31 protein-coding genes and 4 pseudogenes are annotated in these 24,009 nt (G+C 58.0%); 10 read left to right on the top strand and 25 right to left on the bottom strand.

Annotated elements, in window-relative coordinates; genetic code table 11:
- Positions 1-3 precede the first annotated feature (3 nt).
- The 7 genes and pseudogenes from J3456_RS00245 to J3456_RS00215 form a co-directional block, all read right to left on the bottom strand.
- Positions 4-1,218 (bottom strand): amino acid ABC transporter permease, encoded by a 1,215-nt coding sequence (locus J3456_RS00245; protein WP_349578397.1) that lies wholly within the window; start codon positions 1,216-1,218, stop codon positions 4-6.
- Positions 1,219-1,433: 215 nt separating this feature from the next.
- On the bottom strand, positions 1,434-2,450 hold the full coding sequence (locus tag J3456_RS00240) for an amino acid ABC transporter substrate-binding protein (protein ID WP_339637708.1): 1,017 nt from the start codon (positions 2,448-2,450) through the stop codon (positions 1,434-1,436).
- A 193-nt stretch (positions 2,451-2,643) separates the two neighbouring features.
- The gene (locus J3456_RS00235; RefSeq protein ID WP_349578396.1) at positions 2,644-3,357 is read right to left on the bottom strand and encodes an ATP12 family chaperone protein; all 714 of its coding nucleotides are present in this window, start codon (positions 3,355-3,357) and stop codon (positions 2,644-2,646) included.
- Positions 3,354-4,037, bottom strand: a complete 684-nt coding sequence (locus J3456_RS00230; RefSeq protein ID WP_349578394.1) for an HAD-IA family hydrolase — start codon at positions 4,035-4,037, stop codon at positions 3,354-3,356. Before J3456_RS00230 ends, J3456_RS00235 begins: the two co-directional genes overlap by 4 nt.
- Positions 4,034-5,080, bottom strand: a complete 1,047-nt coding sequence (locus J3456_RS00225; protein WP_067622210.1) for an RluA family pseudouridine synthase — start codon at positions 5,078-5,080, stop codon at positions 4,034-4,036. The genes J3456_RS00230 and J3456_RS00225 overlap by 4 nt, the downstream gene beginning before the upstream one ends.
- Positions 5,077-5,430 carry a fluoride efflux transporter FluC gene (locus J3456_RS00220; protein WP_349578392.1) on the bottom strand — a complete coding sequence of 118 codons (354 nt, stop codon included), beginning with the start codon at positions 5,428-5,430 and terminating at the stop codon, positions 5,077-5,079. The genes J3456_RS00225 and J3456_RS00220 overlap by 4 nt, the downstream gene beginning before the upstream one ends.
- 31 nt (positions 5,431-5,461) lie before the next feature.
- Positions 5,462-6,022, bottom strand: a pseudogene (locus J3456_RS00215) (AAA family ATPase); the annotation flags it as partial.
- A 705-nt stretch (positions 6,023-6,727) separates the two neighbouring features.
- Between J3456_RS00215 and J3456_RS00210 the strand changes: the two are divergent.
- From J3456_RS00210 to J3456_RS00200, 3 genes and pseudogenes are all read left to right on the top strand, one after another.
- Positions 6,728-6,976, top strand: a pseudogene (locus tag J3456_RS00210) (integrase core domain-containing protein); the annotation flags it as partial.
- Between the two features lie 507 nt (positions 6,977-7,483).
- Positions 7,484-7,771: a helix-turn-helix domain-containing protein gene (locus J3456_RS00205; protein ID WP_349578391.1), complete on the top strand. Its 288-nt coding sequence runs from the start codon at positions 7,484-7,486 to the stop codon at positions 7,769-7,771.
- 114 nt (positions 7,772-7,885) lie between these two features.
- Positions 7,886-8,273: pseudogene (locus J3456_RS00200) on the top strand (transposase); the annotation flags it as partial.
- Between the two features lie 98 nt (positions 8,274-8,371).
- Here J3456_RS00200 and J3456_RS00195 read toward each other — a convergent pair.
- The 18 genes and pseudogenes from J3456_RS00195 to J3456_RS00110 all read right to left on the bottom strand — a co-directional run.
- Positions 8,372-8,443: pseudogene (locus J3456_RS00195) on the bottom strand (hypothetical protein); the annotation flags it as partial.
- 218 nt (positions 8,444-8,661) lie between these two features.
- On the bottom strand, positions 8,662-9,390 hold the full coding sequence (locus tag J3456_RS00190; RefSeq protein WP_349578390.1) for a cytochrome c biogenesis CcdA family protein: 729 nt from the start codon (positions 9,388-9,390) through the stop codon (positions 8,662-8,664).
- Positions 9,383-9,865 (bottom strand): hypothetical protein, encoded by a 483-nt coding sequence (locus J3456_RS00185; protein WP_254693933.1) that lies wholly within the window; start codon positions 9,863-9,865, stop codon positions 9,383-9,385. Before J3456_RS00185 ends, J3456_RS00190 begins: the two co-directional genes overlap by 8 nt.
- A complete protein-coding gene (locus J3456_RS00180) occupies positions 9,862-10,500 on the bottom strand; it encodes a hypothetical protein (protein WP_349578389.1) in 639 nt (212 codons plus the stop codon). Before J3456_RS00180 ends, J3456_RS00185 begins: the two co-directional genes overlap by 4 nt.
- On the bottom strand, positions 10,497-11,144 hold the full coding sequence (locus J3456_RS00175) for an SCO family protein (RefSeq protein ID WP_093743407.1): 648 nt from the start codon (positions 11,142-11,144) through the stop codon (positions 10,497-10,499). Before J3456_RS00175 ends, J3456_RS00180 begins: the two co-directional genes overlap by 4 nt.
- Before the next feature lie 54 nt (positions 11,145-11,198).
- Entirely contained in the window at positions 11,199-11,498 is a 300-nt protein-coding gene (locus J3456_RS00170) for a hypothetical protein (protein ID WP_349578388.1), read from the bottom strand.
- A 299-nt stretch (positions 11,499-11,797) separates the two neighbouring features.
- Positions 11,798-12,313 carry a TlpA family protein disulfide reductase gene (locus J3456_RS00165; RefSeq protein WP_120351828.1) on the bottom strand — a complete coding sequence of 172 codons (516 nt, stop codon included), beginning with the start codon at positions 12,311-12,313 and terminating at the stop codon, positions 11,798-11,800.
- Entirely contained in the window at positions 12,310-12,888 is a 579-nt protein-coding gene (locus J3456_RS00160) for a DsbE family thiol:disulfide interchange protein (RefSeq protein ID WP_349578387.1), read from the bottom strand. The genes J3456_RS00165 and J3456_RS00160 overlap by 4 nt, the downstream gene beginning before the upstream one ends.
- On the bottom strand, positions 12,885-13,361 hold the full coding sequence (locus J3456_RS00155; protein ID WP_349578386.1) for a c-type cytochrome: 477 nt from the start codon (positions 13,359-13,361) through the stop codon (positions 12,885-12,887). The genes J3456_RS00160 and J3456_RS00155 overlap by 4 nt, the downstream gene beginning before the upstream one ends.
- The gene (locus tag J3456_RS00150; protein WP_162931771.1) at positions 13,358-13,495 is read right to left on the bottom strand and encodes a hypothetical protein; all 138 of its coding nucleotides are present in this window, start codon (positions 13,493-13,495) and stop codon (positions 13,358-13,360) included. Before J3456_RS00150 ends, J3456_RS00155 begins: the two co-directional genes overlap by 4 nt.
- Positions 13,496-13,511: 16 nt before the next feature.
- Positions 13,512-14,006: a DUF411 domain-containing protein gene (locus J3456_RS00145; protein WP_349578385.1), complete on the bottom strand. Its 495-nt coding sequence runs from the start codon at positions 14,004-14,006 to the stop codon at positions 13,512-13,514.
- Positions 14,003-14,950: a WD40/YVTN/BNR-like repeat-containing protein gene (locus J3456_RS00140; RefSeq protein WP_349578384.1), complete on the bottom strand. Its 948-nt coding sequence runs from the start codon at positions 14,948-14,950 to the stop codon at positions 14,003-14,005. Before J3456_RS00140 ends, J3456_RS00145 begins: the two co-directional genes overlap by 4 nt.
- Before the next feature lie 98 nt (positions 14,951-15,048).
- A complete protein-coding gene (locus J3456_RS00135) occupies positions 15,049-15,477 on the bottom strand; it encodes a hypothetical protein (RefSeq protein ID WP_205570872.1) in 429 nt (142 codons plus the stop codon).
- Between the two features lie 54 nt (positions 15,478-15,531).
- Complete coding sequence (locus J3456_RS00130; RefSeq protein WP_349578383.1) at positions 15,532-16,479, bottom strand: cation diffusion facilitator family transporter; 948 nt, start codon at positions 16,477-16,479, stop codon at positions 15,532-15,534.
- A 118-nt stretch (positions 16,480-16,597) separates the two neighbouring features.
- The gene (locus tag J3456_RS00125) at positions 16,598-17,032 is read right to left on the bottom strand and encodes a CBS domain-containing protein (RefSeq protein WP_349578382.1); all 435 of its coding nucleotides are present in this window, start codon (positions 17,030-17,032) and stop codon (positions 16,598-16,600) included.
- 96 nt (positions 17,033-17,128) lie between these two features.
- Positions 17,129-17,596 carry a DUF411 domain-containing protein gene (locus tag J3456_RS00120; protein WP_349578381.1) on the bottom strand — a complete coding sequence of 156 codons (468 nt, stop codon included), beginning with the start codon at positions 17,594-17,596 and terminating at the stop codon, positions 17,129-17,131.
- 154 nt (positions 17,597-17,750) lie between these two features.
- On the bottom strand, positions 17,751-18,350 hold the full coding sequence (locus J3456_RS00115; protein WP_120351833.1) for a cation efflux transmembrane domain-containing protein: 600 nt from the start codon (positions 18,348-18,350) through the stop codon (positions 17,751-17,753).
- Between the two features lie 412 nt (positions 18,351-18,762).
- Positions 18,763-19,191 (bottom strand): MerR family transcriptional regulator, encoded by a 429-nt coding sequence (locus J3456_RS00110; RefSeq protein WP_067263750.1) that lies wholly within the window; start codon positions 19,189-19,191, stop codon positions 18,763-18,765.
- 214 nt (positions 19,192-19,405) lie between these two features.
- Between J3456_RS00110 and J3456_RS00105 the strand changes: the two genes are divergently transcribed.
- Genes J3456_RS00105 through J3456_RS00075 form a run of 7 tightly spaced genes read left to right on the top strand, consistent with a single transcriptional unit; the run spans position 19,406 to position 23,995 of the window.
- Positions 19,406-19,972, top strand: a complete 567-nt coding sequence (locus J3456_RS00105) for an SCO family protein (RefSeq protein WP_349579114.1) — start codon at positions 19,406-19,408, stop codon at positions 19,970-19,972.
- Positions 19,973-19,977: 5 nt separating this feature from the next.
- A complete protein-coding gene (locus J3456_RS00100; RefSeq protein ID WP_120351834.1) occupies positions 19,978-20,394 on the top strand; it encodes a disulfide bond formation protein B in 417 nt (138 codons plus the stop codon).
- A gap of 2 nt (positions 20,395-20,396) precedes the next feature.
- Positions 20,397-21,056, top strand: a complete 660-nt coding sequence (locus J3456_RS00095; protein WP_067263745.1) for a DsbA family protein — start codon at positions 20,397-20,399, stop codon at positions 21,054-21,056.
- A gap of 28 nt (positions 21,057-21,084) precedes the next feature.
- Complete coding sequence (locus J3456_RS00090; protein WP_502989475.1) at positions 21,085-21,552, top strand: copper chaperone PCu(A)C; 468 nt, start codon at positions 21,085-21,087, stop codon at positions 21,550-21,552.
- Positions 21,552-22,169 carry an SCO family protein gene (locus tag J3456_RS00085; protein ID WP_120351836.1) on the top strand — a complete coding sequence of 206 codons (618 nt, stop codon included), beginning with the start codon at positions 21,552-21,554 and terminating at the stop codon, positions 22,167-22,169. Before J3456_RS00090 ends, J3456_RS00085 begins: the two co-directional genes overlap by 1 nt.
- Positions 22,166-23,533, top strand: a complete 1,368-nt coding sequence (locus J3456_RS00080) for a peptidoglycan DD-metalloendopeptidase family protein (protein WP_349578380.1) — start codon at positions 22,166-22,168, stop codon at positions 23,531-23,533. Before J3456_RS00085 ends, J3456_RS00080 begins: the two co-directional genes overlap by 4 nt.
- A gap of 3 nt (positions 23,534-23,536) precedes the next feature.
- Positions 23,537-23,995: a DUF411 domain-containing protein gene (locus J3456_RS00075; protein WP_349578379.1), complete on the top strand. Its 459-nt coding sequence runs from the start codon at positions 23,537-23,539 to the stop codon at positions 23,993-23,995.
- The last annotated feature ends 14 nt before the right edge of the window (positions 23,996-24,009 follow it).

Here is a 24,009-nt window from a genome sequence, read left to right as displayed (position 1 = left end):
GGCTTAACGCTCCTTCAGCTTCGTTGCGTTGTTGTAGACGTTCATTACCATGGAGATGCCCAGCGAGATGACGAGGTAGAAGAGCATCAACAAGACGACACATTCGATCGCCCGCCCGGTCTGGTTCAGGGTGATCCCGCCCAGCGTGGCCGTGATGTCGGCATACCCCACGAGGATCGCCAGCGAGGAGTTCTTGGTGATGTTGAGGTAGTTGGAGATCAGCGGCGGGATGATTACGCGCAGCGCCTGCGGCAGCACCACAAGGTTCATGATCCGGCCCGACCGCAGCCCCAAGGCAGCAGCGGCTTCGGATTGGCCCTTGCTGACGGCTTGGATGCCCGCGCGGACGTTCTCGGCGATGAAGGCACCGGTGTAGATCGACAGGGCGAACCACAGCGCGATCAGCGGTGCGCCGATCTGGATGCCGCCGCGGAAGTTGAACCCTTTGAGCGCGGGGTAATCCAGCCCGATCGGCATGCCCATGATGAAGAACATGATGATCGTCGGCAGCAACAAGATCGCGACCGAGGGCCAAAGCATCGGCAGCAAGCGGCCGGTGTCATAAAGCAGTTTCGTCGCATAGCGGCGGTAGGCAAAAACGCCGATCACCGAGGCGACAAAGGTCGCCACCACGATCATCGAGCCCGGTCCCCAGACGGGTCCGGGGATATAGACGCCCCGGTTGGTAAAGGCGAAAGACCCCAGCATCATGCTCGACGCCGGATCATCGCCCCGGAAGGCTGAAGGCGCGGGCATCGCGGCGGTCATGATGGTGTAGATGATCAGGATCCAGATCAGCACCGGGATGTTGCGGAAGATCTCGACATAGCCCGCCATCAGCTTACGGATGAGCCAGTTGTTCGACAGGCGCAGAACCCCGGCGATGACGCCAAAGATCGTGGCCGTCAGACAGGCGAGGAAGGAGACCAGCAGCGTGTTGATGATGCCGACCCAAGCCGCCTGAAGATTCGACGATTGGCTGGTATAGGGGATCAGCGTTTGGTTGATGTCATAGCCCGCGGGGTTACCGAGGAACTGGAAAGAGATGTTCAACCCGGCGGCGCGAAGGTTCGCGGCAAGGTTCGATCCCAGATACCAGATCGCCGTGACCAGCAGCGCAAGTGCGATAACCTGAAAGGTAATCGACCGATAGCGGGTGTCGCTCAACAGCATAGATGGCCGGAACGACTCCTTGGGAGGGTCGGAGAATGTCGTCATGTATGTATCCCTGTGTTCCGGCTTGTTTTTTATTGGTGCATTTGGCGCACCTTGGCCGAATCATTTTTGGTCGTTGATCGTTTTTCGATCGTGGGCTTTTATTGTCTCGTTGGGGTTTTGTCAGCCGTTTTTAGACCGTTTTTCGTGCGCAAAGGCATTTCGCGCCCCCAGAGGCACAAAGGGCGCAGGAATTCCTGCGCCCCTTGCCTTGCTATTTAGCGGAAGGGCGGTGCGTAGAGCAGGCCACCGTCTGTCCACTGGGCGTTCAACCCGCGTGCCAGACCGATCGGGGTCTCTTCGCCGATGTTCTTGGCAAAGATCTCGCCGTAGTTGCCTTCGGCCATGATGGCGCGCTTGGCCCACTCGGCGTCGAGGCCGATCATCTCACCCAAGGTACCTTCGGTGCCCAGAAGACGAGCGATCTCAGGGTTGTTGGTGTTGCCGGTCATCTCTTCGATGTTGGCGGATGTGACACCCAGCTCTTCAGCAGCGATCAGCGCGTTCAGCACCCAGCGGGTGATATCGCCCCAGTCGTTGTCGCCGTGACGGACCAGCGGGCCGAGCGGCTCTTTCGAAATGATCTCGGGCAGCAGCACGTGCTCGCCGGGGTTCTCAAAAGTGGCGCGTGTCGCGGCAAGGCCGGATGCGTCTGTGGTGTAGGTGTCGCAGGCACCAGCAAGGTACTGCTGCTGGCCTTCGGCGTTGGTTTCGACAGGCACCGGCTCATAGCTGATGTTGTTCTTGCGGAAGAAGTCCGCGAGGTTCAGCTCGGTTGTTGTGCCGGTCTGGATGCAGACGGTCGCGCCGTCCAGATCTTTGGCCGAGGAAACGCCAAGCGCTTTGGGGACCATGAAGCCCTGACCATCGTAATAGTTGACGCCGATGAAGTCGAACTTCAGGTCGGTGTCACGGCTGAAGGTCCATGTGGTGTTGCGTGCGAGGAAGTCGATCTCGCCCGAGGCCAGCGCGGTGAAGCGGGTCTTGCCGGTTGTCGGCACGAATTCCACGGCGTTCTTGTCGCCCAGAACGGCGGCGGCAACGGCACGGCACACAGCCACGTCGAAGCCTTCCCATTCGCCGTTGGCGTTCGGCGCGGCAAAGCCTGCAAGGCCTGTGGTCACGCCACAGTTCAGCTTGCCGCGGGCTTTGACGTCATCAAGCGTGGCAGCACCAGCAGCACCGGCCGCAAGGCCAGCAACGGTCAGCGCGCCAAAAATTACGGTTTTTTTCATTTTTACCTCTTCCTGATAGTCCGCCACGTTCACTGGCGGTTAATCCGACGTCAGATGACGCCGAAAGCGATCTTGCGCAGGGTTTCCCCTGCTCAATGAAAAGCAGTGTGGGCGGATTCAGGTTTGAAGGTCAAGGGCGCGATGGGCAAAATCAGGACGCGTTTTCACATCGCGCGGCAAAGCTTTTATCAAGTTAAGCAGCTTTGCAAAGCACGATAATTGCACATGCATGTAAAAACGCCTGTCGCTTGATTTCGGCCTCTTGCTCGGCCACGTCATCGCGGCCCCACTGCTCGGCCTGCCAATTCTCATCCAGCCGCGAAAGGGCCCAAATTTCTTCGGGGTCAAAGGCTTGGTCCAGCGCGGCAAAGCCAAGGATCAGCGAGCCGGTCAGGCTGACAAGGTCATGAAATGCCGCCAGTTCGAACGAATCGAGCCGCGCCGTGCGCCGGTGCAACTCAGCCAAGGCGTCGGGCGTTTGCGGGGCATGCATGATGCCCTGTCGCGGCTCCAAACGAACGCCGAGGGTCTCTGCAGCCCAATCCAGCATCGGATCCCACTGCACCGCTTGCCGGGCGACCAACTCTTCGGGACTGTCGGCGCGGTAGCACAGCAGGTCACTGTCCCCATAGGCCGCCAGCATGTCGACGACCTCGGCCTTTTGCACCGCGACCTTGTCGATGGCGGCATTGGCGGTTTTGGTCACCGGCATCGTGCGGGGGTCGATCTGCTTTTCCTGCGCCTGCCATTCGGCGGCCACGGCATCGGCCATGGCGCGGGTCGGCAGGGTCAGGGGGCGCTTGGCCGGGGTCTTCACCCGGCGGCCATCCAATTCCACGGTGAAGCCGTCCTCGACCGCGACCACGGCGGCGTCTTTCCAAAAGCGTTTGGCTTTCCAGTCACTCATGCGGGAATGCTCCAGATTTGTTCCAGCAAGGCGGGCAGCGCCGCGAAATCCTCAACCAGATGCGCGGCAGCGGCCAACCGTTCCGGGCCGTGATAGCCCCATTTGACCCCGATCCCGGTCACCCCGGCGGCGGCGGCCATGTCCATGTCGAAAGAGGTATCGCCGATCATCACCGTCGCCTCCGGCCCCACACCGGCATCGGCCATCGCCTGATGGATCATCGACGGATGCGGCTTGGAGGGGTGAAAATCCGCGACCTGCTGGGTGATAAAAAGCCCTTCCAGCCCGTGCCCGGCGATCAGCTTATCAAGCCCGCGTTTCGACTTGCCAGTGGCAACGCCCAACAGCACCTCCGGCTCGCCATGAAGACGCCGCAACGCGTCCAGCGCGCCGGGATAAAGCGGCGAGGATTGCGCGACGCCCGCCTCGGCCCGCAGGGTCATATAGGCGGCCTTATAGGCCTCCACCATCGCAAGGTGATCGCCGGTCGGGCGCGTGGGCGCCAGCACGGTCATTGCCACATCCAGCGACAGGCCGACGATCGACAAGATCTCGGTACGGCTCGGCGCGGGCGCGTTGACAGCCGCAAAGGCCGCCGTCATCGCGGCCACGATATCGCCCTGGCTGTCGACCAGCGTGCCATCGACGTCAAAGATCACCAAACGCAGTGGCTTGCTCATTGCAGCGACTCAAAGGGATCTTCGTCGGCCAGATCTTCGGTCCAGCCAAAGGTGTCCCAGCTATGCGCCATATGTTCGGGCAACTCAGCGGTGATGGTGACCGTCTTGCGGGTATGGGGATGCTCAAACCGCATCATCCGCGCGTGCAGATGCAGCTTTTTCGAGATGATCCCGCCCAGTTGCGCGCCCCAGCCGTCGCCGAGGTTTTCTTGCCCCGAGCCGCCGTATTTCCCATCGCCGACAATCGGATGCCCGATCTCGGCCATATGCGCGCGCAGCTGGTGCGTGCGGCCGGTGACTGGCTCCATCGCCACCCAAGACGCGCGCGATCCGACGCGGAACAGCGTGGCATAGAGCGTATGCGCCCGTTTCGCGCCCGGCGTGTCATCCATGTCGCGCGGATGCACGGCGATCATCTTTTCGCCCTCGCCGCTGCGGCCATGACCACCAGCTTTCACGAGGCCGTATTTGATTTCGCCCAAGTAAGGCGTCGGCACACCGGCGACGATGGCCCAGTAAATCTTGCGCGTCTCGCGGTGCCGCATGGCTGCGGTCAGCGCCTTGGCCGCCAAACGGGTCCGCGCCAGCAGCAGCACGCCCGAGGTATCACGGTCAAGCCGATGCACCAGACGCGGTTTCTCCTCGGCATCAAAGATCAACGCCTCAGACAACGCATCAACATGGCGATCCGCCTGCCCCGAGCCGCCCTGCACGGCCAGTCCCGGCGGTTTGTTCAGCGCTATGACATGCTCGTCGCGGTAGATCACGCAGTTGCGGATCATCTTGGCATCGGCATCGGTGATGCGGGTCCGTTTTGGCGGGGGCGGCGGGGCGCTGTCGGGCAGCGGCGGCACGCGCACCTCTTGGCCCGCTTCGAGCCGCGTGTTGGCCTTGACCCGGCCCCCATCGACGCGAATCTCGCCCTTGCGGCACATCTTCTCGATGAGTCCCTGATTGATCTGCGGAAACATCCGCTTGAACCAACGGTCAAGCCGCTGGTCGCCATCGCCCTCAGCGACGGTAATTGTCTGTACGCGGCTCATGCCAACACCTCTCGGGCCACCCAGAGGCCCAGCAAACAGGCGGCCAGCGACAAGATCACCGAGGCCCCCACATATGAAAATGCGACAACGGCGCGGCCTGTTTCAAGCAGCCGCATCGTGTCGAGTGAAAACGCCGAAAAGGTGGTGAAGCCGCCCAGCAGGCCGGTCATCAGGAAAGGCAGCAACAGCGCCTTATCCGCCAGTGCGACCCAGACCACCCCGATTGCGAGTGAGCCCGTGACATTCACCGCCAGCGTGCCCAGCGGGAAGCCGACGGTCAGACCGACAAGGTAGCGCAAGCACGCGCCCAGAGCGCCGCCGAGCGCCACCATGATCAGTGTTTTCATCATCGACACCCCATCGCGCGGGCGCGGCCCGGAGTCAAGTTTTCCGCTTGGCCCGCAGCCCCGCGAAGTAATCCTGTCGCTTTTTCAACTCCCGTTCGAAGCCACGTTCCACCGGCTCGTAAAGGCTGGGCCGGTCCAACGTGTCAGGAAAGTAGTTCTGGCCCGAGAACCCGTCCTCGGCGTCGTGGTCATAGGCATAGCCGCTGCCGTAACCTTGCTCTTTCATCAGCTTGGTCGGCGCGTTGAGGATATGTTTCGGCGGCGGCTCTGACCCGGTGCTGCGGGCCAGCCTGCGGGCCCCCTTGTAAGCTTTGTAGACGGCGTTGGATTTCGGCGCGAGGCAGATATAGGTCAGCGCCTGCGCGATGGCCAACTCCCCTTCGGGGCTGCCAAGCCGCTCGTAGGTCTGCCATGCCTGAAGGCAGAAGGCCTGCGCCTGCGGATCGGCGAGGCCAACGTCCTCCACCGCCATACGGGTGATACGCCGCATCAGGTAGCGCGGGTCCTCCCCGCCCTCCAGCATCCGGCCCAGCCAATAAAGCGCCGCGTCCGGGTCCGAGCCGCGCATGGATTTGTGCAGAGCGGAGATCGTATTTAACTTGTTTTTCTACCCGGTGAGTGAGTGAGCGAGTAAATTCTCTTTATAATCAGGTAGATCGGCGCGTTCTGAAACTGCAACCTTAACAGTATTCTCCATGGGTATATTTTTTTTCTTCCCAATCGCAACCTATCGGCGAGCGTCCAGATCGTCACCTAATAGGTGATACAGAGTTTTCCACCCAGAATCTCGGGCTCACAAGATTGAAAGGTGGGTCTGTTTGCAGATTTCTCAGATCGGGTCGGTTCGGTGCGCAGCCGTTGCGCCGCAGTAATAGTGTGTTGGCCATGTCGATTTGTATGTGGTGATTCCACAGATGTACCGACAACCAGTCGAGTAACACGATTTTGCTCACGTGTGATGTGGGCTGACCTACTGGGCCTTCCCGGCAAACCGCAGCTCTTGTTGCGGGCGTAGCTGGCGGGATTTATGGCTAAGCGGTCGAAATCTTCCAGCGTGTTCATGATCGATATGCGGCGGCGGCGCTACTTGCCGGGAGTGCTGATCAGAACCTCATGTCGATGGCGACCAACACGGTTGACAAGGGTAGCATAGATAGCCGCCATTGCCGGTCTCCTCAGCGGTGTGGCTATGCAAAACCACTGTTGAGACCTGAGACCCGGTTATGGCTAGCCGCTGCGCAATTTGAGGGTTGCGGAAGCTGCTAGAACCTCTCAGCGGCGCTTCTTCCCTACGTGCTATGGAACGGAGCTAACATCGAACACCATCTTGCAATGGCAGGAGGAGCGATGCGTCGAATTGCACTACATCGCCCCCGGAAAACCTATGCAGAACGGCTTCGTGGAAAGCTTCAATGGCCGTCTGCGGGACGAATGCCTCAGCGAGCATTTGTTCGCCGACCTGCGCCAAGCCCGGGACCTGCTCTCTGCCTGGCGCGAGGACTACAATCCTCATCGCCCACACACGAGCCTCGACGGGCTCATTCCGTGAGAGCATCACCAACGGTTAGTAAAAGACCCAGACCTGAACAGAGCTAACTCAAAATAGCGGACTAAGGGGAGCAGGTCAGCGAAAAGCCCTTATGGCATGAGATTTTCCTTATTGTGATACCAATCAAACCCGCTTGCTCCGCCTCCGAGAGGAGTGCCCGCGTACATGCACCAACGATCAGAGCTGACCTTGCCGTACTCCTTTAGATAGGTAGCATAAACGTACGCCATTTCGTGATCTACGTCGGTTGCAAGAAAAGCTTTTAACTTGCGTCTCCCGCGCTCTGTTAGAAACGCACGCCCTCCATCAGGTTCGGCAGATAGCTTGCACTTGATAACTATGAGCCGCCGCTTTTTCGCAACGCCAGCTTGCTCTTTAGAAAGCCAACCATACCAAACGAGTAAAAAGGGCAGAACAAGATCATTGCTTAGACCGAGGGCAGAAAGTTGGCCATTTATTGGGGACACGAATCACTCCTATTTTGGGAGTGCCTGACTAACCAACGTATTGCACCCTGTCGAGCACGATTGGAGCAAAACATTGGCAGGCGCCGCGCACACGGAGACATACTTGGTTTTCCGCAAAAAATTGATCGAAAGCCGGAAGGCTGCAGCACTTTCACAAGCTGAGCTTGCGAAAATGCTAGGAAAGCCTCCTTCTTACGTAGCCAAGTATGAGTTGGGAGAACGTCGTTTAGATGTGGTCGAGATGTGCGTCATACTGAAATGTATTGGGACCAATCCTTGTCGGTTTCTCCAATCTATTTTTGAAGTCGCACCAACGTCTTTACGCTAGCGTAACGCTTCGATCGTTAAGCGTCCGCTGCCTGACGCCAGCACCCCGGGGGACAGATTTGAGAATTTGAACGACGGAGTGTTTTTGGTTCATCGTAGCTTTTAAGGAGCGAAGATGAACAAGAAGCCCGGAACATCGAAAGACGCAGCTAACAAGCTGGTCAAGAACTTCCGCCGTAAGACCGCCAGACCTACTCGGCGGAGGAGATAATCAGAATGGTTTAGCCGGATTGCGCGGGGAGGAAAGCATCTCGGCGTTATGTCGCCGCAAGGGCATCTCTGACAGCCTGTACTGCACTTGGTCGAAGGAATTCCTTGAGACTGGAAATCGTCGTCTTTCCGGCGAGACAGCGCGTCAGGCGACATCCCTGAGGTAAAGGAGTTGAGATCGGAAGCCATGGCTCTGAAAGAATGCGCGGCCGACCTAACACTCGAGAACCGTCTGCTCAAAAAAGCATGACAGGGGCTGGGCAGTTCGAGGAATGAGGTATCCAGCAAAGCAGATACATTCAGCATGATGTGGAGGATGAGATACATTCGGCCTGATGCGGGGGATGAGGCGGCGGTCCAGTCCAACGACACGGTATTCTTCGTGCAATCGTTTGACGACCGCCGCCCCGAGGTATCCGCTTGAACCGGTGACGACGATGACTGGCTTGTCGGACTCCTTCATTGCCAGTCTCCTGCTTTACTTGCGCAGATACTTAACCAGCGCTGCGATCACCAAAATGAGGATCACGATGATCAAAAGCCAGCCGATCCCCATCCCAAACATCATCCCGCCGCCCATCATATCACCGTCCATCATCTCATTTCCCTATCTATTGCTGGTCGAAACTAACCCTATACGAAGACAACCCCTTTCCAGTGCGGGAGAGTTCCAAGTTAATTTCAGCCGATCTGTCCCAGCACCGGAAAGGTTTCCAAGAGCCACCATGAGAAAGCGCTGAGCTGTCCGGTCATCATAGTGACACCCATAACGATCATAATCCCCCCCGCCACCTGATGGAGCCGTCGCCCGACAGAGCCGATGGCACGCAGACGGGCCGCAACCTGCTCCGTAAAAGCCGCAACGATGAGGAATGGCACTCCAAGGCCGGCTGAGTAGACAGCCAACAATCCGATCCCTTCAGATACTGTGGCGCTGGCAGCACTTGCTGTTAGGATCGCACCCAGGATCGGTCCGATACATGGGGTCCAACCAAAGCCGAAAGCAAGGCCCAGAACGTAGGATGCCACCGGCTGCCCGCCGGGAAGGTCAATGTCGAAACGCATGTCACGTTCCATGGCCTGAATTCGGGCGGCCCCGAGCACGAACAGCCCAAAAAGGATTACGATTGCGCCGCCAATCAGGTTTAACTCGAACCGCCAACGCAGGAGCACTTGCCCCAGAGCCGTTGCCGAAGCCCCGAGCCCTATGAAAATCGTCGAAAACCCCAATACGAAACAGAAACTTAACCAAACCGCTTGTTTGCGGCTGCGATGCGCCCCAGTAACCCCAGTTCGTCCCGCGATATAGGAGACATAGCCCGGGACCAAAGGTAAGACGCAAGGTGACACAAAGGAGATTATCCCGGCAAGCAAAGCCGCTATGAGCCCGAGAGAGGAAACATCAAGCATCAGGCAAGCCCACCTTCCGGGAGGAATGCCTAACCGCGCCGAAGTAGGCCGCGAGGGGAACGAAGATCCATTGCAACATAGGGGTTAGCCCGGCGTCGATGATCGGAATGACCGGCATGATCTCGCGGTAGGCCCATGCTTCGCGCAATTCGATATTTAGCCATTCGCTGAAAACCGTGTAGCCAAGCCCCATCACCAACATTGCGCCTAAAACAGGATATACCCGCCTCTGCGGCCAAGAGCCGGTGCCAAAGAAGAACAGGGCAAGCAATAGGCTGCTCATGGCGATCAGTAGATCGCCTCCGGTGCAATGCACGGCAGCAAAGATAATCTCACCCCACGTCCCCTCAACCCAGATGGTATAAAGTGGAATATGTCCTGCCTCCCAAATGAGATGCCCCAGGAAGGTGATTACGGCAAAACGCCGAAGTGCGGAAAGCCAATGGGGTCCCGTGATCGTGCTGTAAGATTTCATAAGAACCATCCAGTCATTCGCTGCCAGAAGCTGGGTTCAGCATGAGGATGGGTGTTGGTCAGCCCATTGATATAGAGCAAGAGGTTAAGCGGCTCAAAATCAGCGCCGTGAAAAATGCCGACCTGCTGGCCTGCGCGGTTCAGCAGGTGGACCTGAGGGGTTAGGTCTTTCCGTTCGCTTACCCCAGCGAGAGCAGCGTTTGCATGACTAAGTTTTTCAGGGTCTGGCGTCCGCGCGAATATCCTGTTCTGCGTAGCGGGACCGCTTTGCGGCTCGTCGCTAAGGGTAACAAAGACCACCATATCGCGCATCGCGCTGGAGTTGAGCGCAGTGAGCGTTTCGGTGAGCGTAGCTTGTTGTGCCTCACAAGGATCGCCACAACCTTCGGGCACAAAGCTCAGAACCACGATCTTTCCCCTCAAAGCATTGAGGGATGTGCTTTCATGCGCCGCCCCTATCCAAGCGAGGTCTGGTGCGTCGCCGGGCAAGATCGGTTCGAAGGCGGCTTCCTTGGCAGCCATCACCTGATTATGGTTCTCACCCGGATGATCGGCAAAAACCGGTGAGGCCAAAAGTAGGCTGGCAACAAGTAAGAGGGCGCTGCGCCATGTGGTGGGGGTGTATTTTTGGGTCATTGGGTCCGTTTCTCTTTCGCGATACGCATGGAGATTTGTTCGGCCATCTCCTCAGCTGGTTGCGCGCTTTCAAGAAAAACAGCGTCAAACTCACCCTTGCGGTTCATCAGGTAAATATGGCCGGCGTGGGCCATCATGTATCCGTGGGGCGCCGTTTCTGCGGGAATTTTCTCGTTGTAAACCTTGAAGGCCTCGGTCGCCTCGGCGATTTGGTCCTCGCTTCCGGTCAACCCGATCAGATTCGGGTGAAAATTCGCGACATACTCCTTCAGAACCGAAGGCGTATCGCGCTCTGGATCGACCGTCACGAAGAGCGGAGCAATCTCATCAGCTTCAGGGCCCAGCAGTTCCAGCACGTTACCCATATATGCCAAGGTGGTTGGACAGATATCTGGGCAGTGGGTGAAGCCAAAAAACACAAGCTGCCAGCGGCCTGCGTAGTCCTTTTGGCTAACGACCTGACCGTTGTGGTCGAGCAACGAGAATTCTGAACGGATGTCAGCGTCGCCGCGATAGACCGCTTGGCCGGCAGGAACGTGGTCCGGGCGCAGCAGGGCAAGGCCCGCAACAAGCACGGCGGCAGCGATAGCACTCGCCCACAGGGCAATGCTTAGCCGACGACGGGCCGGCGTAATCTTAGTCATGATACTTCTTTCAATAGAATGATCCGCCCGCCAGTCAGACGGGCGGACCGAGGTTCAGCCCTTTTGATCTTCGCCATGCGCAGAATTCATGTGGTCGGTCATGGACTGCATCATCTCTGTGCAGGCTTCCATCATCGGCCCCATATCAGACATCATTTTCATCATGGGCATCATGTCTTCCATACCCTTCATGCCTTCCATGTTTTTCATGCCGGACATCTCGCCGTTCATGCTGTGACCTTCGGCCATCGGCATATCGTCCGTTTCTGGATTTGCATCTTGTGCCTGAGCGATGGGAGCGGCCAACATCATGCCGGTCAGGGCAGCAGCCGTGATTTTCATTTTGTAAGTCATGCCAGTTCCTTCTTGGGTTGAGTGTTAGTCTGTCGTGGTGTCCGGCTTGATTGTCGGATCGTTTTTAGCGCAGCCGGCAGAGCCGCCGCGCATGCAAAGCCCCAGAGCGCACATAGCGGCACAAGGGGCGAGGCTAAGGATCAAAGGTGCCGCACCAACAGCAGTCAGCCAGTCCCAGTTGAGCGCAGCGCCGCCACCGATAGCGGCAAAGCCAGTCAGCATGAGGGTCTGTCGCCGCGAAGGCATGGGGATCGCACTTGCTGGCCTGTCGTTGTTTGAAATTTGGGTCACTGTTGGGTTCATCCTTTAGAAATGACGCGTTTGATTTGAGAGATTACCGCTGGGCTGTCCCAATCGGCCGGTCCCACTTTGCGGGCGACTTCGCGGCCTTCGGCGCTAACAAGAAGTGTCGTCGGCAAGCCGACAACGCCAAGAGCCATCATCGCCCTCAATTGATCCGAGGCGTAGAGAGCGAGATGCTGAATGCCGATGTCGGAATAGAATGCGCGGACGGTGTCGAAACCACCCCTGTCGATCGACAAGGCGAGCACATGAAACTCTGGCCCGCCAAGCTTTGCCTGTAGTCTGTCGAGGGTTGGCATCTCATCACGACAAGGGGCGCACCATGTCGCCCAGATGTTAAGCAACACCGTGCTTCCCCGGAAATCTGCCAAAGTCAGGTCCCGGCCCCTCCCGTCGGTGATCGGCGGCGAGAGCATTGGTAAGGGCGCGTTGTGCTCGGCCATGACCGGACGCGCCGCAGCCGGCGTGGCCCCGAGCGCCAGTGCGCCGCCAAGAAAACCGCGCCGCTTCATGCCCCCTGCTCCTGTTGCAAACGCCGCACCACTGGAAGAATGTCGTTTTCCAGAGAGTGCCGGTTGAAGGGGCCAACATGTTTGTAAGCAATGCGCCCTTTTGAATCGATCACAAAGGTTTCCGGCACTCCGTAAACGCCCCAGTCAATAGAGGCCCGGCCAGAACTATCCGCACCGATCCGGTCATAGGGATCGCCGAGTTCTGCGAGAAACCTGCGTGCAGCGGCTGGCTTGTCCTTTAGATTGATGCCGTGGATTGACACGCTGCCGGTCTGAGAAAGCTCCACCAGCAGCGGCATCTCGACCCGGCATGGCACGCACCAGGAGGCCCAGACATTTACGAGTGAAACTTCGCCGCGGAGATCTGATGTCGACAAGCCGTTTTCGCGTCCTTCGATTGGCGGCAAATCAAACTCTGGTATGTCCCGGCCGATCATGGTGCTGGGAAGGCTGTCTTCATTGTTAAACAGTCCCCATAGGAAAGCCGTCGCGATGGCCGCGAAGACCGCCGCAGGAAGCGCGGCGATCAGAAGGGACCATCGCCACTTGGGCGCAGCTTGATCCTGGTTGCTCATGATCCTTCCTCGTTCTTCGAGGTGATCTCGGCCTGATAATTGCGTTCACGCTCGGGCCATGTGCTCTTGATATAGCCAAGGATCGCTGTGATTTCCGCGTCACTCAGAATGCCCTCGAACACGGGCATGTCGCTTTCATAACCCGGCACGACCGAGGCCAGCCCGTTCTTGGTAATGTCGAAAAGCTGCTGATCGGCATGGTGCCATGTATGGCCCGTTTCATCATGCGGCGGCGCGGGCATGCGACCATTGTCGAGCCGCCTGCGCCAGTCCGGTTGGCCCTCGAGGTCTGCGCCGTGGCAGGAGGCACAGTTCCCCGCATAGAGGTCAGCGCCCTGATCGAGCATTTCCGCATCCACAGGCACGCCAAGCACGGTGAGCGCCGGGGGGGCGTCTTCCTTCCCCCCGGCCCAGACAGCAACCGCAGCGGCGCCCGTGATGCCAACCACAGCGGCTACGATCAACGCTCTCATGCCGAGCGCCTCAGGTATTTGACCAGAGCCAACACGCCCAGAACCAGCACCGCCAGCACCAAAAGGAACAACAGGCCGCAGCCGATCATCATTCCGGCCGACATCGGCCCATTCATCATAGATCCGTTCATCATTTCCATCATTCCATCCTCACTCATTTGAATACACAGCCACGCCGTCCTCGCCGAAGGCATAGGTCTTGAGGGTGCCACTCTTGCCAGCCATGCCGGGTGCGTTGGTGGGCATACCTGGCAGCGTGATGCCGGTGATTTCGGGGCGTTCAGACATTAGGCGTTGAATGATCTCCACAGGGACCAGACCATTGATGTAATAGCCATCGACCTCAGCGAGGTGGCAACCGAGCCCCTGTTCAGGCACGCCAACTTCGACAGAGCGCTTGTCGAAATCGGGGTCGTCAATACGGGTGACATGATAACCGTTCTCTTCTGCATAATCGGCATAGGCGTCACAGCAGCCACAGGACGGATCGCGCCAAATGGTCATCTGGCGGTCAGCCGGAACGGTGATCGCAGCGGTATCCGTGTCAGGCGCTCTGTCGCTTTCGGCCAGGCCGAAGGTGGCAAAACCAATGAAGCCGGCGGCTGTGATTGCGGCAACCGTGCCGAGGGTGAATTTACTGTTCAATTTTTGTCTCCTTCAAAGATGTCGAGAGTGTCGAACGTCAGACCGCCATCGCGGCTGATAGAAAGATTGCCGTCGCGAACGACGGTCAGACGCTGAGGATCGGCAGGATCGACAGCCAGTGCGTCGATTTTCCCATCAGCAACCAGCGACCAATTCACGCCAGCGTCTGCCGAAGCCCAAAGGCCCCTTTCGAGGCCGGCGTAGAGTAGCTCCGGTGCTTTGGGCGAGAGCGCGAGATGTGGGACTGGCTGCCCTACAGGCAGCGGTGTCTTGGGCGGCAGCGCTTCACCCTCGACCAGAGCATCCATGGCATTGCCCGCCGTCACATCCTGCCAGCGGCAAAAACAATCGGGCACGCGGGTTAGTCCTGCCTCAGTTCCGGCATAGAGCCAGATGCCGCCCATGCCAGTAGGATTTCCCACAGAAATGAGCGTGAACACCTCCTGCTCAGCTCCGTTCAGATAGGGCCGGTCCATCACGAACTCCCAGCTTTCCCCGGCGTCTTCGCTGCGCCAGAGCCCGTCACCCGCAAGCGCAGCATAGAGCAAATCTGGCTCAAGGGCCGCTTGGGTCAGAGCAGTAACCCGGACTGGAGGCAAACCTGCACCTGCGTTGGTCCACGTGCGCCCGCCGTCGCGGCTGCGCAAGAGGCCGGTTGGCTCGACCGCCGCAAAGAGACTGCCCGAAGCCTCGGGGTGGCTGGCGATCGCGGTGACTGTCTGATCAAGTGGCCGTTCGCTTATTTGATTTGCGGTGGAGACGCGCCAGAGAGCATGCTCAGACGCGACGATCAATGAGTTGCCGTCGTATCCGAGGGCCCGGATCGAAGCCCCCTGAGTGGTTGCATATGACACATGAGGTAGGGTCAGCGCCGCACCCATGGCGGCGAGTCCGCTGGACAGCATGCGTCTACGCGAAATATCGCGCGATTGATAAAGTGACATGAAGGTCGTTCCCGAAAGTGACGGATAAGGTCGATCGCTCTGCCGTCGCTTGGCAGCAGACAACGCGAGACCGGGCCGTCACGCTTCGGTGCGGCCGGTCAACTCAGGAAGGTGGTTCTTGGTGGGAAAGGATCAGACCCGGGATTAAGCCCGGCAAGGCTGAGATCCGCAGGCGCAGGCATGAAGAAGCGCTGAATGCTCTCTATGGGTGACTGATGCATCTGCGAAAAGATAAAGACAGGTGCCGTGCAATCGATGTCGCAGACAACCTCGCTCTGCTCCCCCGGCAAACAAGCTGCGCAGGCTTCTTCCTCATCACTTGTCGAGGATGCGGTCATGCCGGACATCTCCATCGACATGTTCGCCGCCGCCAGATCATGCGCCAACACACCCGTTAGCAGAACGAGTGATAGGCAGAACGTGGCAAGGCGAAGCAGAATGCGCATGACGGTGATATAGGAGCACGTCGTTGAAATGTCGATCCTTGGTCGAAAAAGGAAAGCGGAAGAATGGCGGAATGCGCTCATATGGGCGGGACGCTGCTCAAGGCGGCGCGCAGCCTTCGCGAGTTCGGCTGCCGCTCAATCTGTGCCGGTTCCTTCGCCTTTACTCTTTCGCCGATCCGCATGACCGAACAGTGATGCATTCTCATGCGCATTGCCGAGGGTTTCAAACTCAAGGCTTGAATGGGTGATGCCAAAGTCGTCTGCCAATATTCCTTTGAGGGTATCTTTTGCAGATTCAAGGTCCTCGAGACCTGTTCCCTCCAAAACCACATGACAATCGAGTGCGACCTCATGTTCCTGCATTTGCCATAGGTGAACGTGATGCACATCGCGCACACCCTCGACGTTCGTCATCGCTTCAACCACCGCACCCGCATCCATGTCGGGCGGGCTGCCCAGCATCAGCATACGTATAGGATCGCCGATCTCAGTTAGAGCGAGGTATAGGATATAAAGGGCAATGCCGATGGTGATGGCCGGATCAACCCACCGAAGATCGTAAAGGATGATCAGGATGCCGCCGATGATTACGGCAACTGAAGCCAAAGCATCCGATAAATTGTGCAGGAACAGCGCTCTGATGTTCACGCTGCCCTTTTGCATTGAGTAGGTCAGCAGCGCCGTAAGAGTGTCGACTACAAGCGCGACCCCGCCCAAAATCACGACAGTCCAACCCGCCACTTGCGGCGGGTCAATCATGCGCATCCCGCCTTCATAGATCAGGTAAAGCCCGACAAGGATAAGCGTGGTGTAGTTGATCAGGGCGGCAACGACTTCGATCCGGCCATAGCCAAAGGTCATGCGTTCATCCGCTGGACGTCGCGCGATTTTTCGGGCGACGAAGGCGATAACCAATGAGGCCATGTCAGAAAAGTTATGCAGCGCATCAGCAATAAGCGCCAGCGAACCGGCGAAAATCCCGCCGACGATCTGTGCCGCCGTAAGCAGTGCGTTCGCCCAAATCGCAATGGATACCCTGCGATCACCATTCTCGGGATCAATATGGGCGTGATCGTGAGCCATCGGCCGCGCCTCTTTCTGTTGGCCTGATTAGAACGCGGTCCAACACCGCGTTCTAATCTTTTCCATTGGCAAAAACGGAAAGCCCTTATCCGGATGAACCGTTGGGCTCATTGAGCTGTCAGCAGCAGCCCGATTTCTCCTTGGGTTGCGAAACTTCTTCCACCAACTCCGCGGTCTCCGCCCCGCTGGCCTCTCGGGCGACGTCCGCTTGGGCGACGACGCCACAGCATTTACCACTTTCGTCGGTGACCACACTACGCCGAACCTGTTTTTCTTCCATCTTGTTGCAACAGCTTTCAACGTCGTCGTCAGCAGACACGGTCAGAAGGTCGTTCGACATGATTTCTGAAACCGGCGTCTCGACCGTCTTGCCCTGCGCAACGGCACCACAGCAGATATCGCGGTCCGTCACGATGCCAACGGGCTCACCGGCGTCATTAAGCACCGGAATGGAGCCGACAGACTTTTCAGCCATAAGGGCAGCGGCTTCCTGAATCGAAGTATCGGGGTCGCAGCAGGTGGGATTGCTCGTCATGATGTCCTGAACTTGCATGATCTTGCTCCTTGCTTTGGTTGACACAGTGCAAACCAAAAGATGGACATTGAGGTTCCTGTCACCATACTTTGCAGCAAGTTTCAGCGCAGTGCCCTATGCAGCGTCGTAATGCGAAAACACTTTTGTGCTGCCGTCCCTAAAGATTAGAAAGACCTCATAGGCTTCGCGTTCATCTTCTGACCCCATACCTGGTGAGCCATAGGGCATCCCCGGCACGGCAAGGCCGATGGCATCCGGGCGCTCGGCCAGCAGTTTGCGGATGTCGGCGGGCGGAACGTGACCTTCGATCATATAGCCTTCAATCTCGCCGGTGTGACACGAGGCCATGTTCTGCGGGATGCCGCTGTCCAACTTGTGCCGGATCATCAGCGTCCCAAGGCTGCGTTCAGTGGTTACGGCAAAACCGTTTTTTTCCAAGATGTCGATCCAAGCCGAACAGCACCCGCAATTGGGATCTTTCATCACGTGGATGGTAGGCTTTTCTTCAGCCCAAACTGCGAATGGCGCAGCGACGAATGAGCTCGCGGAACAGGCCAGAAGGCGGCGGCGTGTGAGGGTCATGTGAAATCCTTCCAAGGTTTTTCCTAAATCGGACAGGATATGAGCGAATTACAGTCGTTCGCTTGATCAGATAGACAGCGTAGAAAGGCCAGAAGAAAAACAATCACAGCGCGCTAAACTGTCATTACCCCTCCGGTCAAGCCCACGTCCCTACCTAATCGTCATGGCAAACAGCCTTATGATGTTCACCATGTGCGTCTTTCAGTATTCCGACACCGCCCCAAGCAGCAATGCCAGCAACAATAACGCCAACAATAAGGTCGGGCCAATTCGCTCCAAGCCAAGCCACGAGTAAGCCTGCGGCAATAATGCCGAGATTGGCGGCGAAATCGTTCCAGCTGAATGTGTTCGCCGCGCGGATGTTCACATCTGGATCGCGAATACGTGCCAACAGCCAAACGCAGAGCGCGTTAATGCCCGCCGCGACCAGTGCCATGATGATCATGATTATGCCAAGAGGATCCGATCCGCCAACGTAGCGACGCCAAGCATCATAAAGGATGCCGACGGCGAAAAGGATCAGCAGGCCGCCCGAAACATTCGCCGCTCCACGCTTCCACTTCGCGGATCGGGACAAGGCAAAGAGACTGATCCCGTAGACAAAACTATCTGATAAATTGTCGAGACCATTGGCGATAAGGGCGGTTGAATCGCCAAATGCGCCCGAGATAAAGAAGGCGATAGCCAACCCGATGTTCAGCCCCAGAACGATCCAGAGTGTGCGTCTTTCCGATGCATTCTTCTGCTCTACCATGCGCTATTCTTAATCCCAGAACTTGCAGAATTGCAAACTCAAACGACGAGCTATTATTCCGGAGTTCTTTCGTCTTTCCAGATTTCGCTTGAGCCGAACGGGCCCATTTCTTAGTGATCATGCGGTGCGGCTGTTGCCCCTAGCAAACAAATAACGGTGCCGAGCAGTTCCCGGCTGTCAGGCCTACTTTTGCCCACCACATCCACACAACCGAGGCCGCTATATGGACGCCACCATAAGCTGTAAATGTGTGTCCCGCGGCGACAGCTTCCACCTGCGCCTAGAGCCATCCGAACAAGGCTAGGACAGCAGCAGTGCCAGGCGAAACCCAAAGTGCCAACAGGCCTAGATAGCGAAACACCCTGCGATTTCGGCAAGCGCCGCGATCGGATAGACAAACGCAACGGGCATCTTAGCCGCCGATCTCTTCATGGTTTGTCAGGCATTCGGAGTGGTCTCTCAACACCTCTAACACACGGCAGTCAGCGGTCTGCCCGCCACTGCACTCATGCACCATACGTTTCAATTCCGTGCGCAGCGCCTCCAGGCGAGCCAGTCGATGCTCAACTTGCTTAAGCTGCCGGCGGGCAATCGCATCGGCCTCCGCGCAAGATTTTCCCGGGTGATCGCTGAGGTCGAGCAGTTCGCGGATCGCATCCAACGAGAACCCCAGTTGCCGCGCGTGCCGGACGAACGACAGGCGGTCAAGCTCGGCATCACCATATCGTCGCTGGCCGCCTTCAGTTCTGCCGGGTTCTGGCATGAGCCCGATCTGCTCATAATACCGGACTGTCTGCACTTTTGTACCAGTCTTTTTTGCAAGCGTCCCAATGGTCAACATTTCAGGCTCTCCACATTAGCTACAGAGGGTGTAGCTTTAAGTGGCAGACATCACAAGATTCACCACCTCCTCACAGGTCCGTGATTGCCAGCCAATTAGCGACAATCGCGCTTGAACCTACAGCTGCTAGAAGTTGTAGACACCTCCAAAATATAGAATCAAGTTCGGGCGTAGCGGTGTGAGGCTTCCAGGTTTTCAGAAGGTATCGAAGGTGTTGGCGGGCGTGGCGGCGTTCGTTCTCATCTGGCTGTTGCTGTGGTTGGACTACCGTGCCGACCTTGCCCGCACAGAGAGTGAACCACCGTTTTTTGCTGATTTCGAACTGACCGATCATCGCGGGATGGTCCAAACGGAGGAAGATTTCAAAGGTCGCTGGATGTTGGTCTTCTTCGGCTTCACCAATTGCCCCGACGTCTGTCCGACAACACTGTCCGAAGTCGCGGCCGTGATGGAGGGTCTGGGCGATGAGGCGGCAATGGTTCAGCCGATTTTCATAACGATCGATCCCGAGCGAGATACGCCGGCGGCTTTAGCAGAGTACGTGCCCTTGTTCGACGCAGGAATCATCGGGCTGACCGGCACGCCGGAGCAGATCGCCGCAACATCCGAGACTTTCCCAATTTTCTTTGAGCGGATCGAGGAGGCTACTGCGCCGCGTGGATACACGATGGGTCACACGTCGCACCTTTTCCTTTTCGACAAGCAGGCAGGCTTCGCGGATTCCTGGCCCTATGGCACGCCCGCCGAAGAGATCCTCGCCGATCTGAAAGAGAGGATCTGATCGTCATGCCCCGACTCTCCGGAGAAACAGCCCTTGGCCTAGCGTGGATCATTGCGCTTATCTCATCGCTTGCCGTGCTCTTTATTGGCGAGGTGCTTGGTCAAACGCCTTGCATCCTTTGCTGGTTCCAGCGCGCCTTCATGTTCCCCTTGGCCATCGTTCTTGGGCTCGGGTTGTGGTGGCAGGATTCCCGCGTGGGGCGCTATGGCGTTGCACTGGCGCTTGGGGGGGCGGCGGTGGCGATGTATCACATCGGCCTCTATGTCGGTCTGATCCCCGAGGCGATCCAGCCCTGCACGGCGACTGGCCCCTCTTGTATCGACGACAACCAGTTGGTCTCCGGGATTCCGATTCCGCTGATGGCGCTTGTCGCCTTCACGATTATCGGGGTGCTGTCGGCCCTTTCACTGAAGGAAGAATAAACATGAATCGACGCGGCCTCGTTCTATCCGTTCTGGCTGTTGGTGCCGCAGGTTTTGGCGGCGCGGCTTGGTATGCCACCCGCCCCCAACCCATGGCAGAGGCAGTCCCTGTCGCGCCAGAAGTGAACGATGTGCTGATCCGGTCCTATTCCCCGATCCTTGGCCCCGAAACGGCACCTGTCACGATTGTCGAGTTTTTCGATCCAGCTTGCGAGGCCTGCCGCGCCTTTTATCCCGTGGTCAAGGATATCATGACTGAGCACGGTGGTGCGGTCCGTGTCGTCATTCGATATACTGCCTTTCACGGGAAAGCTTCAGTGGAAGCGATCCGTGTTCTCGAAGCTGCGCGGATGCAGGATGTGTTCGAACCCGTGCTGGAAGCGGTCCTGCGCGAGCAGCCACGATGGGCGTCCCATGGCACTCCAGCACCGGGTTTGATCCTTGAGATTGCCGCAAGCGGTGGTCTGGATGTCGAAGCTGCTCGAACACAGATGCTGGCCCCCGGTGTCGTGGCAGTGCTCAATCAGGACCGCGCTGATGTCGAAGCGGTAGGCGTGCGACAAACGCCCACGTTCTTCGTCAACGCCAAGCCATTAGACCCGTTCGGTGAGGCCGAACTGCGGCGACTGGTCGCTGCAGAAATTGCGGTCAGCCAAAGTTGATGCTCGGATAGATAAAGGAGAATCTGTCATGATAGAGCTACCTTATATCAAGGGCTTGACTCTTTTTTTGCTGCTCTCGGGCATGTCGACTCCGACATTTGCCGGTTCGGAGGACGTCATCGTAGTAAACGCGTGGTCCCGTGCTTCGATTGGTATAAACCGACCGGGCGCGGCATATTTCACTATACATAACGCAACTGAAGACACAGTCACGCTGACCGGACTTACAACACCACTTGCCACGATGCCCGAGATCCATGAGACGAAAACCAACGCTGCAGGCGTCAGTTCAATGTCACCTGCAGACGACATCACGATCGGGCCGGGCGAAAGCGTGGCATTGGAGCCGGGCAGGCTGCACGCCATGCTCATGAAGCTGCAAGACCCGATGATCGAAGGCGAGACCTTCCCGCTGACACTGACTTTCTCGGACGGTGGCGAAGTGACTGTTGAGGTCCCAATTCTGGGGATCGCCGCGCGCGGGCCGGGAAGCTGATGCAGCGTCGGCAATTGTTCCAATACGGTGCAGGCGCTCTGGCTATGATGCTTGGTATCGGCTGGTGGCGCGTGGATGGTCCCGGCGCTCCGAAACCTACTGGCCAAAGGCCGCTCCCCCTAACGGCGATGGATTTCCGACTGACCGATCACGAAGGCCATGAAGTGGGCCCAGAAACCCTGATCGGACGGCCGACCATGGTGTTCTTCGGGTTCACCTACTGCCCGGATGTCTGCCCCACGACGTTATCGGATATCTCAGGCTGGCTTGAAGATCTCGGAGACGAAGCCGCGCAGATGAACGTGGTCTTCATCACGGTCGATCCGGCGCGTGACACGGTCGAGGCCATGGCCGAATATGTCGGCTATTTTCATCCGGCCATTCGGGGTTGGACCGGGACGGAAAACCAGATTACCCGCGCTACAGAAGGGTTTCGGGCTTCGTATGAGCGCGTCCCGACCGAGGGAGGTGACTACACGATGAACCATACGGCAAGCATATTTCTTTTTGGCGCCAACGGTGAGTTCGTCACCATGATTGACCACCACGAGCCAAGAGAATTCGCAGTACCGAAGATCCGACGTGCGTTGACAGAAGATGTAGAGATCACAACATGAGAATAAGAGTTGCCTCGGTAGCCCTGGTAGGCGCCTTTTCGATGACTGCCATCGCCACCTTAGGGTGGTGGTCCAAAGAACCGGTGCCCCAATCGATTGCCGAAGCAACGCATTGGGCGCCTGCTGCAGTTTTGGAACCGCGACTTGCTGATAGCGTCATGACGGTTCCCAAAACCACACAAGTCGGCGGAGCGCGCAAAATCCTAAACGTCCCTCTCTTGCAGCCTGACGTCACCGAAACCGCCTTGCCAGCAATTGAACCGCCCTTGGTGACTTGGACGCGTCAAATCGCGTCGGGTGAGACGTTGGATGCAGTTTTAGCGAACGCCGGCGTTGCCGCACACGCCCGTGCGGAGATCGCTCTGGCACTTGGAGTGGAATATGATCTGCGCCGATTGCGCCCAGGCCATGAGATCACCGTGATCTCAAACGCGGACGGCAATCCGAAGCGCGTAGAACTGGCCATTGACGATGGAGTGCGGATCGAAACGGTTTTTGGTGAAGAGCTTCTTACGCGCGTATTGGAACCAGACCCTGAAGTGGTGATTTTCGCAAGCGAGGCGGTGGTTGAAAGTTCGATTTCCGCAGCGTTGGACAAGGCAAAGATACCTGCTCGCTTCGCGGTCGATCTGGCACAGATGCTGGGCGGCACAATCGATTTTCGACGTGAACTCTCCGGGGGTGAGAGGATGCGTCTCCTTTGGCGCGAGGCGCGAGAAGGAAACAAAAGGATTGGCCAGCCCGAGCTTGCCTTTGCCGCATTGGACCTTGCTGGATCGGTCTATGAGATCGTCTGGCCGGATGACGGCAGCGGTCAAGCGACGATCTATGTGGATGGAGAGGTCCTGCGTGTCTTTGCCCAACCGGTGGAAGGAGCGCGGCTGAGTTCCGTCTTCGGCCGTCGCACGCACCCGGTCTATGGGAATGTACGCATGCACACCGGCGTCGACTTTGCTGCGGCCCGCGGTACGCCTGTAAAAGCAACGGCGCCTGGACGCGTGAGCTTCATCGGACGTCGTGGTGGATATGGCCGGGTGCTGGAGATATCGCATGGTTCCGACACCCTGACACGATACGCACATCTCAGCGAAGTGCCGGACACACTCGAACAAGGGCAGCGCGTGATGGCCGGAGACATGATCGGTCGCGTCGGTGCGACCGGCACCGCGACCGGCCCAAATCTGCATTATGAGGTTCGGGTCGATGGTCGCCCGACGGATCCTCTCTCAGACGACCGACTGGTAGAGGCGGCCGACCGGGATGCGGTTGGCACGGCTGCACTTGAGCGATTGGCTGAGGCTCGCTCGCTACTGGCCGAGAGGCTCACCAGCGAATTTGTGCAGACAACAACGGAAAGGCTTTAATCCATGAAACGACTGGCTCCCGCTCTTGCAGTCACGCTGGCCTTGTTTTCCGCGGCGCAAGCTGTCGCCGATGCGATCCAGATTGATGTCCGGAAGACAAACGGCTGCGGCTGTTGTCTGTCCTGGATGAAGCATCTTGAGGAAAGCGGATTCGCGCCGATAGGCAAGGACATGTTCGGGGGAACTCTTGTGCGATTCAAACTCGACACCGGCGTGCCTCAGCGCATGGTATCCTGCCATACGGCTTTGGTCGGCGGCTACGTGATCGAAGGTCATGTACCGGCATCAGACATCCAGCGTTTGTTGGATGAGCGTCCCGATGCAGTGGGGGTGGCGGTGCCGGGTATGCCCTATGGCTCGCCGGGCATGGGACCGGAAGATGATCGCGAGGGCTACGATGTCTTTTTGATCCAGGGCGATGGGTCGACCGAAATCTTTAGCAGCTATTTGGCCGCTGACTGACGTATCGGCGGGAA

It is taken from the genome of Sulfitobacter sp. NFXS29 (genome assembly GCF_040148765.1).
Taxonomy (GTDB): Bacteria; Pseudomonadota; Alphaproteobacteria; order Rhodobacterales; family Rhodobacteraceae; genus Sulfitobacter.
The sequence above is the reverse complement of the archived record's forward strand: the minus strand, read 5'-3'. Positions and strand labels throughout refer to the sequence as shown.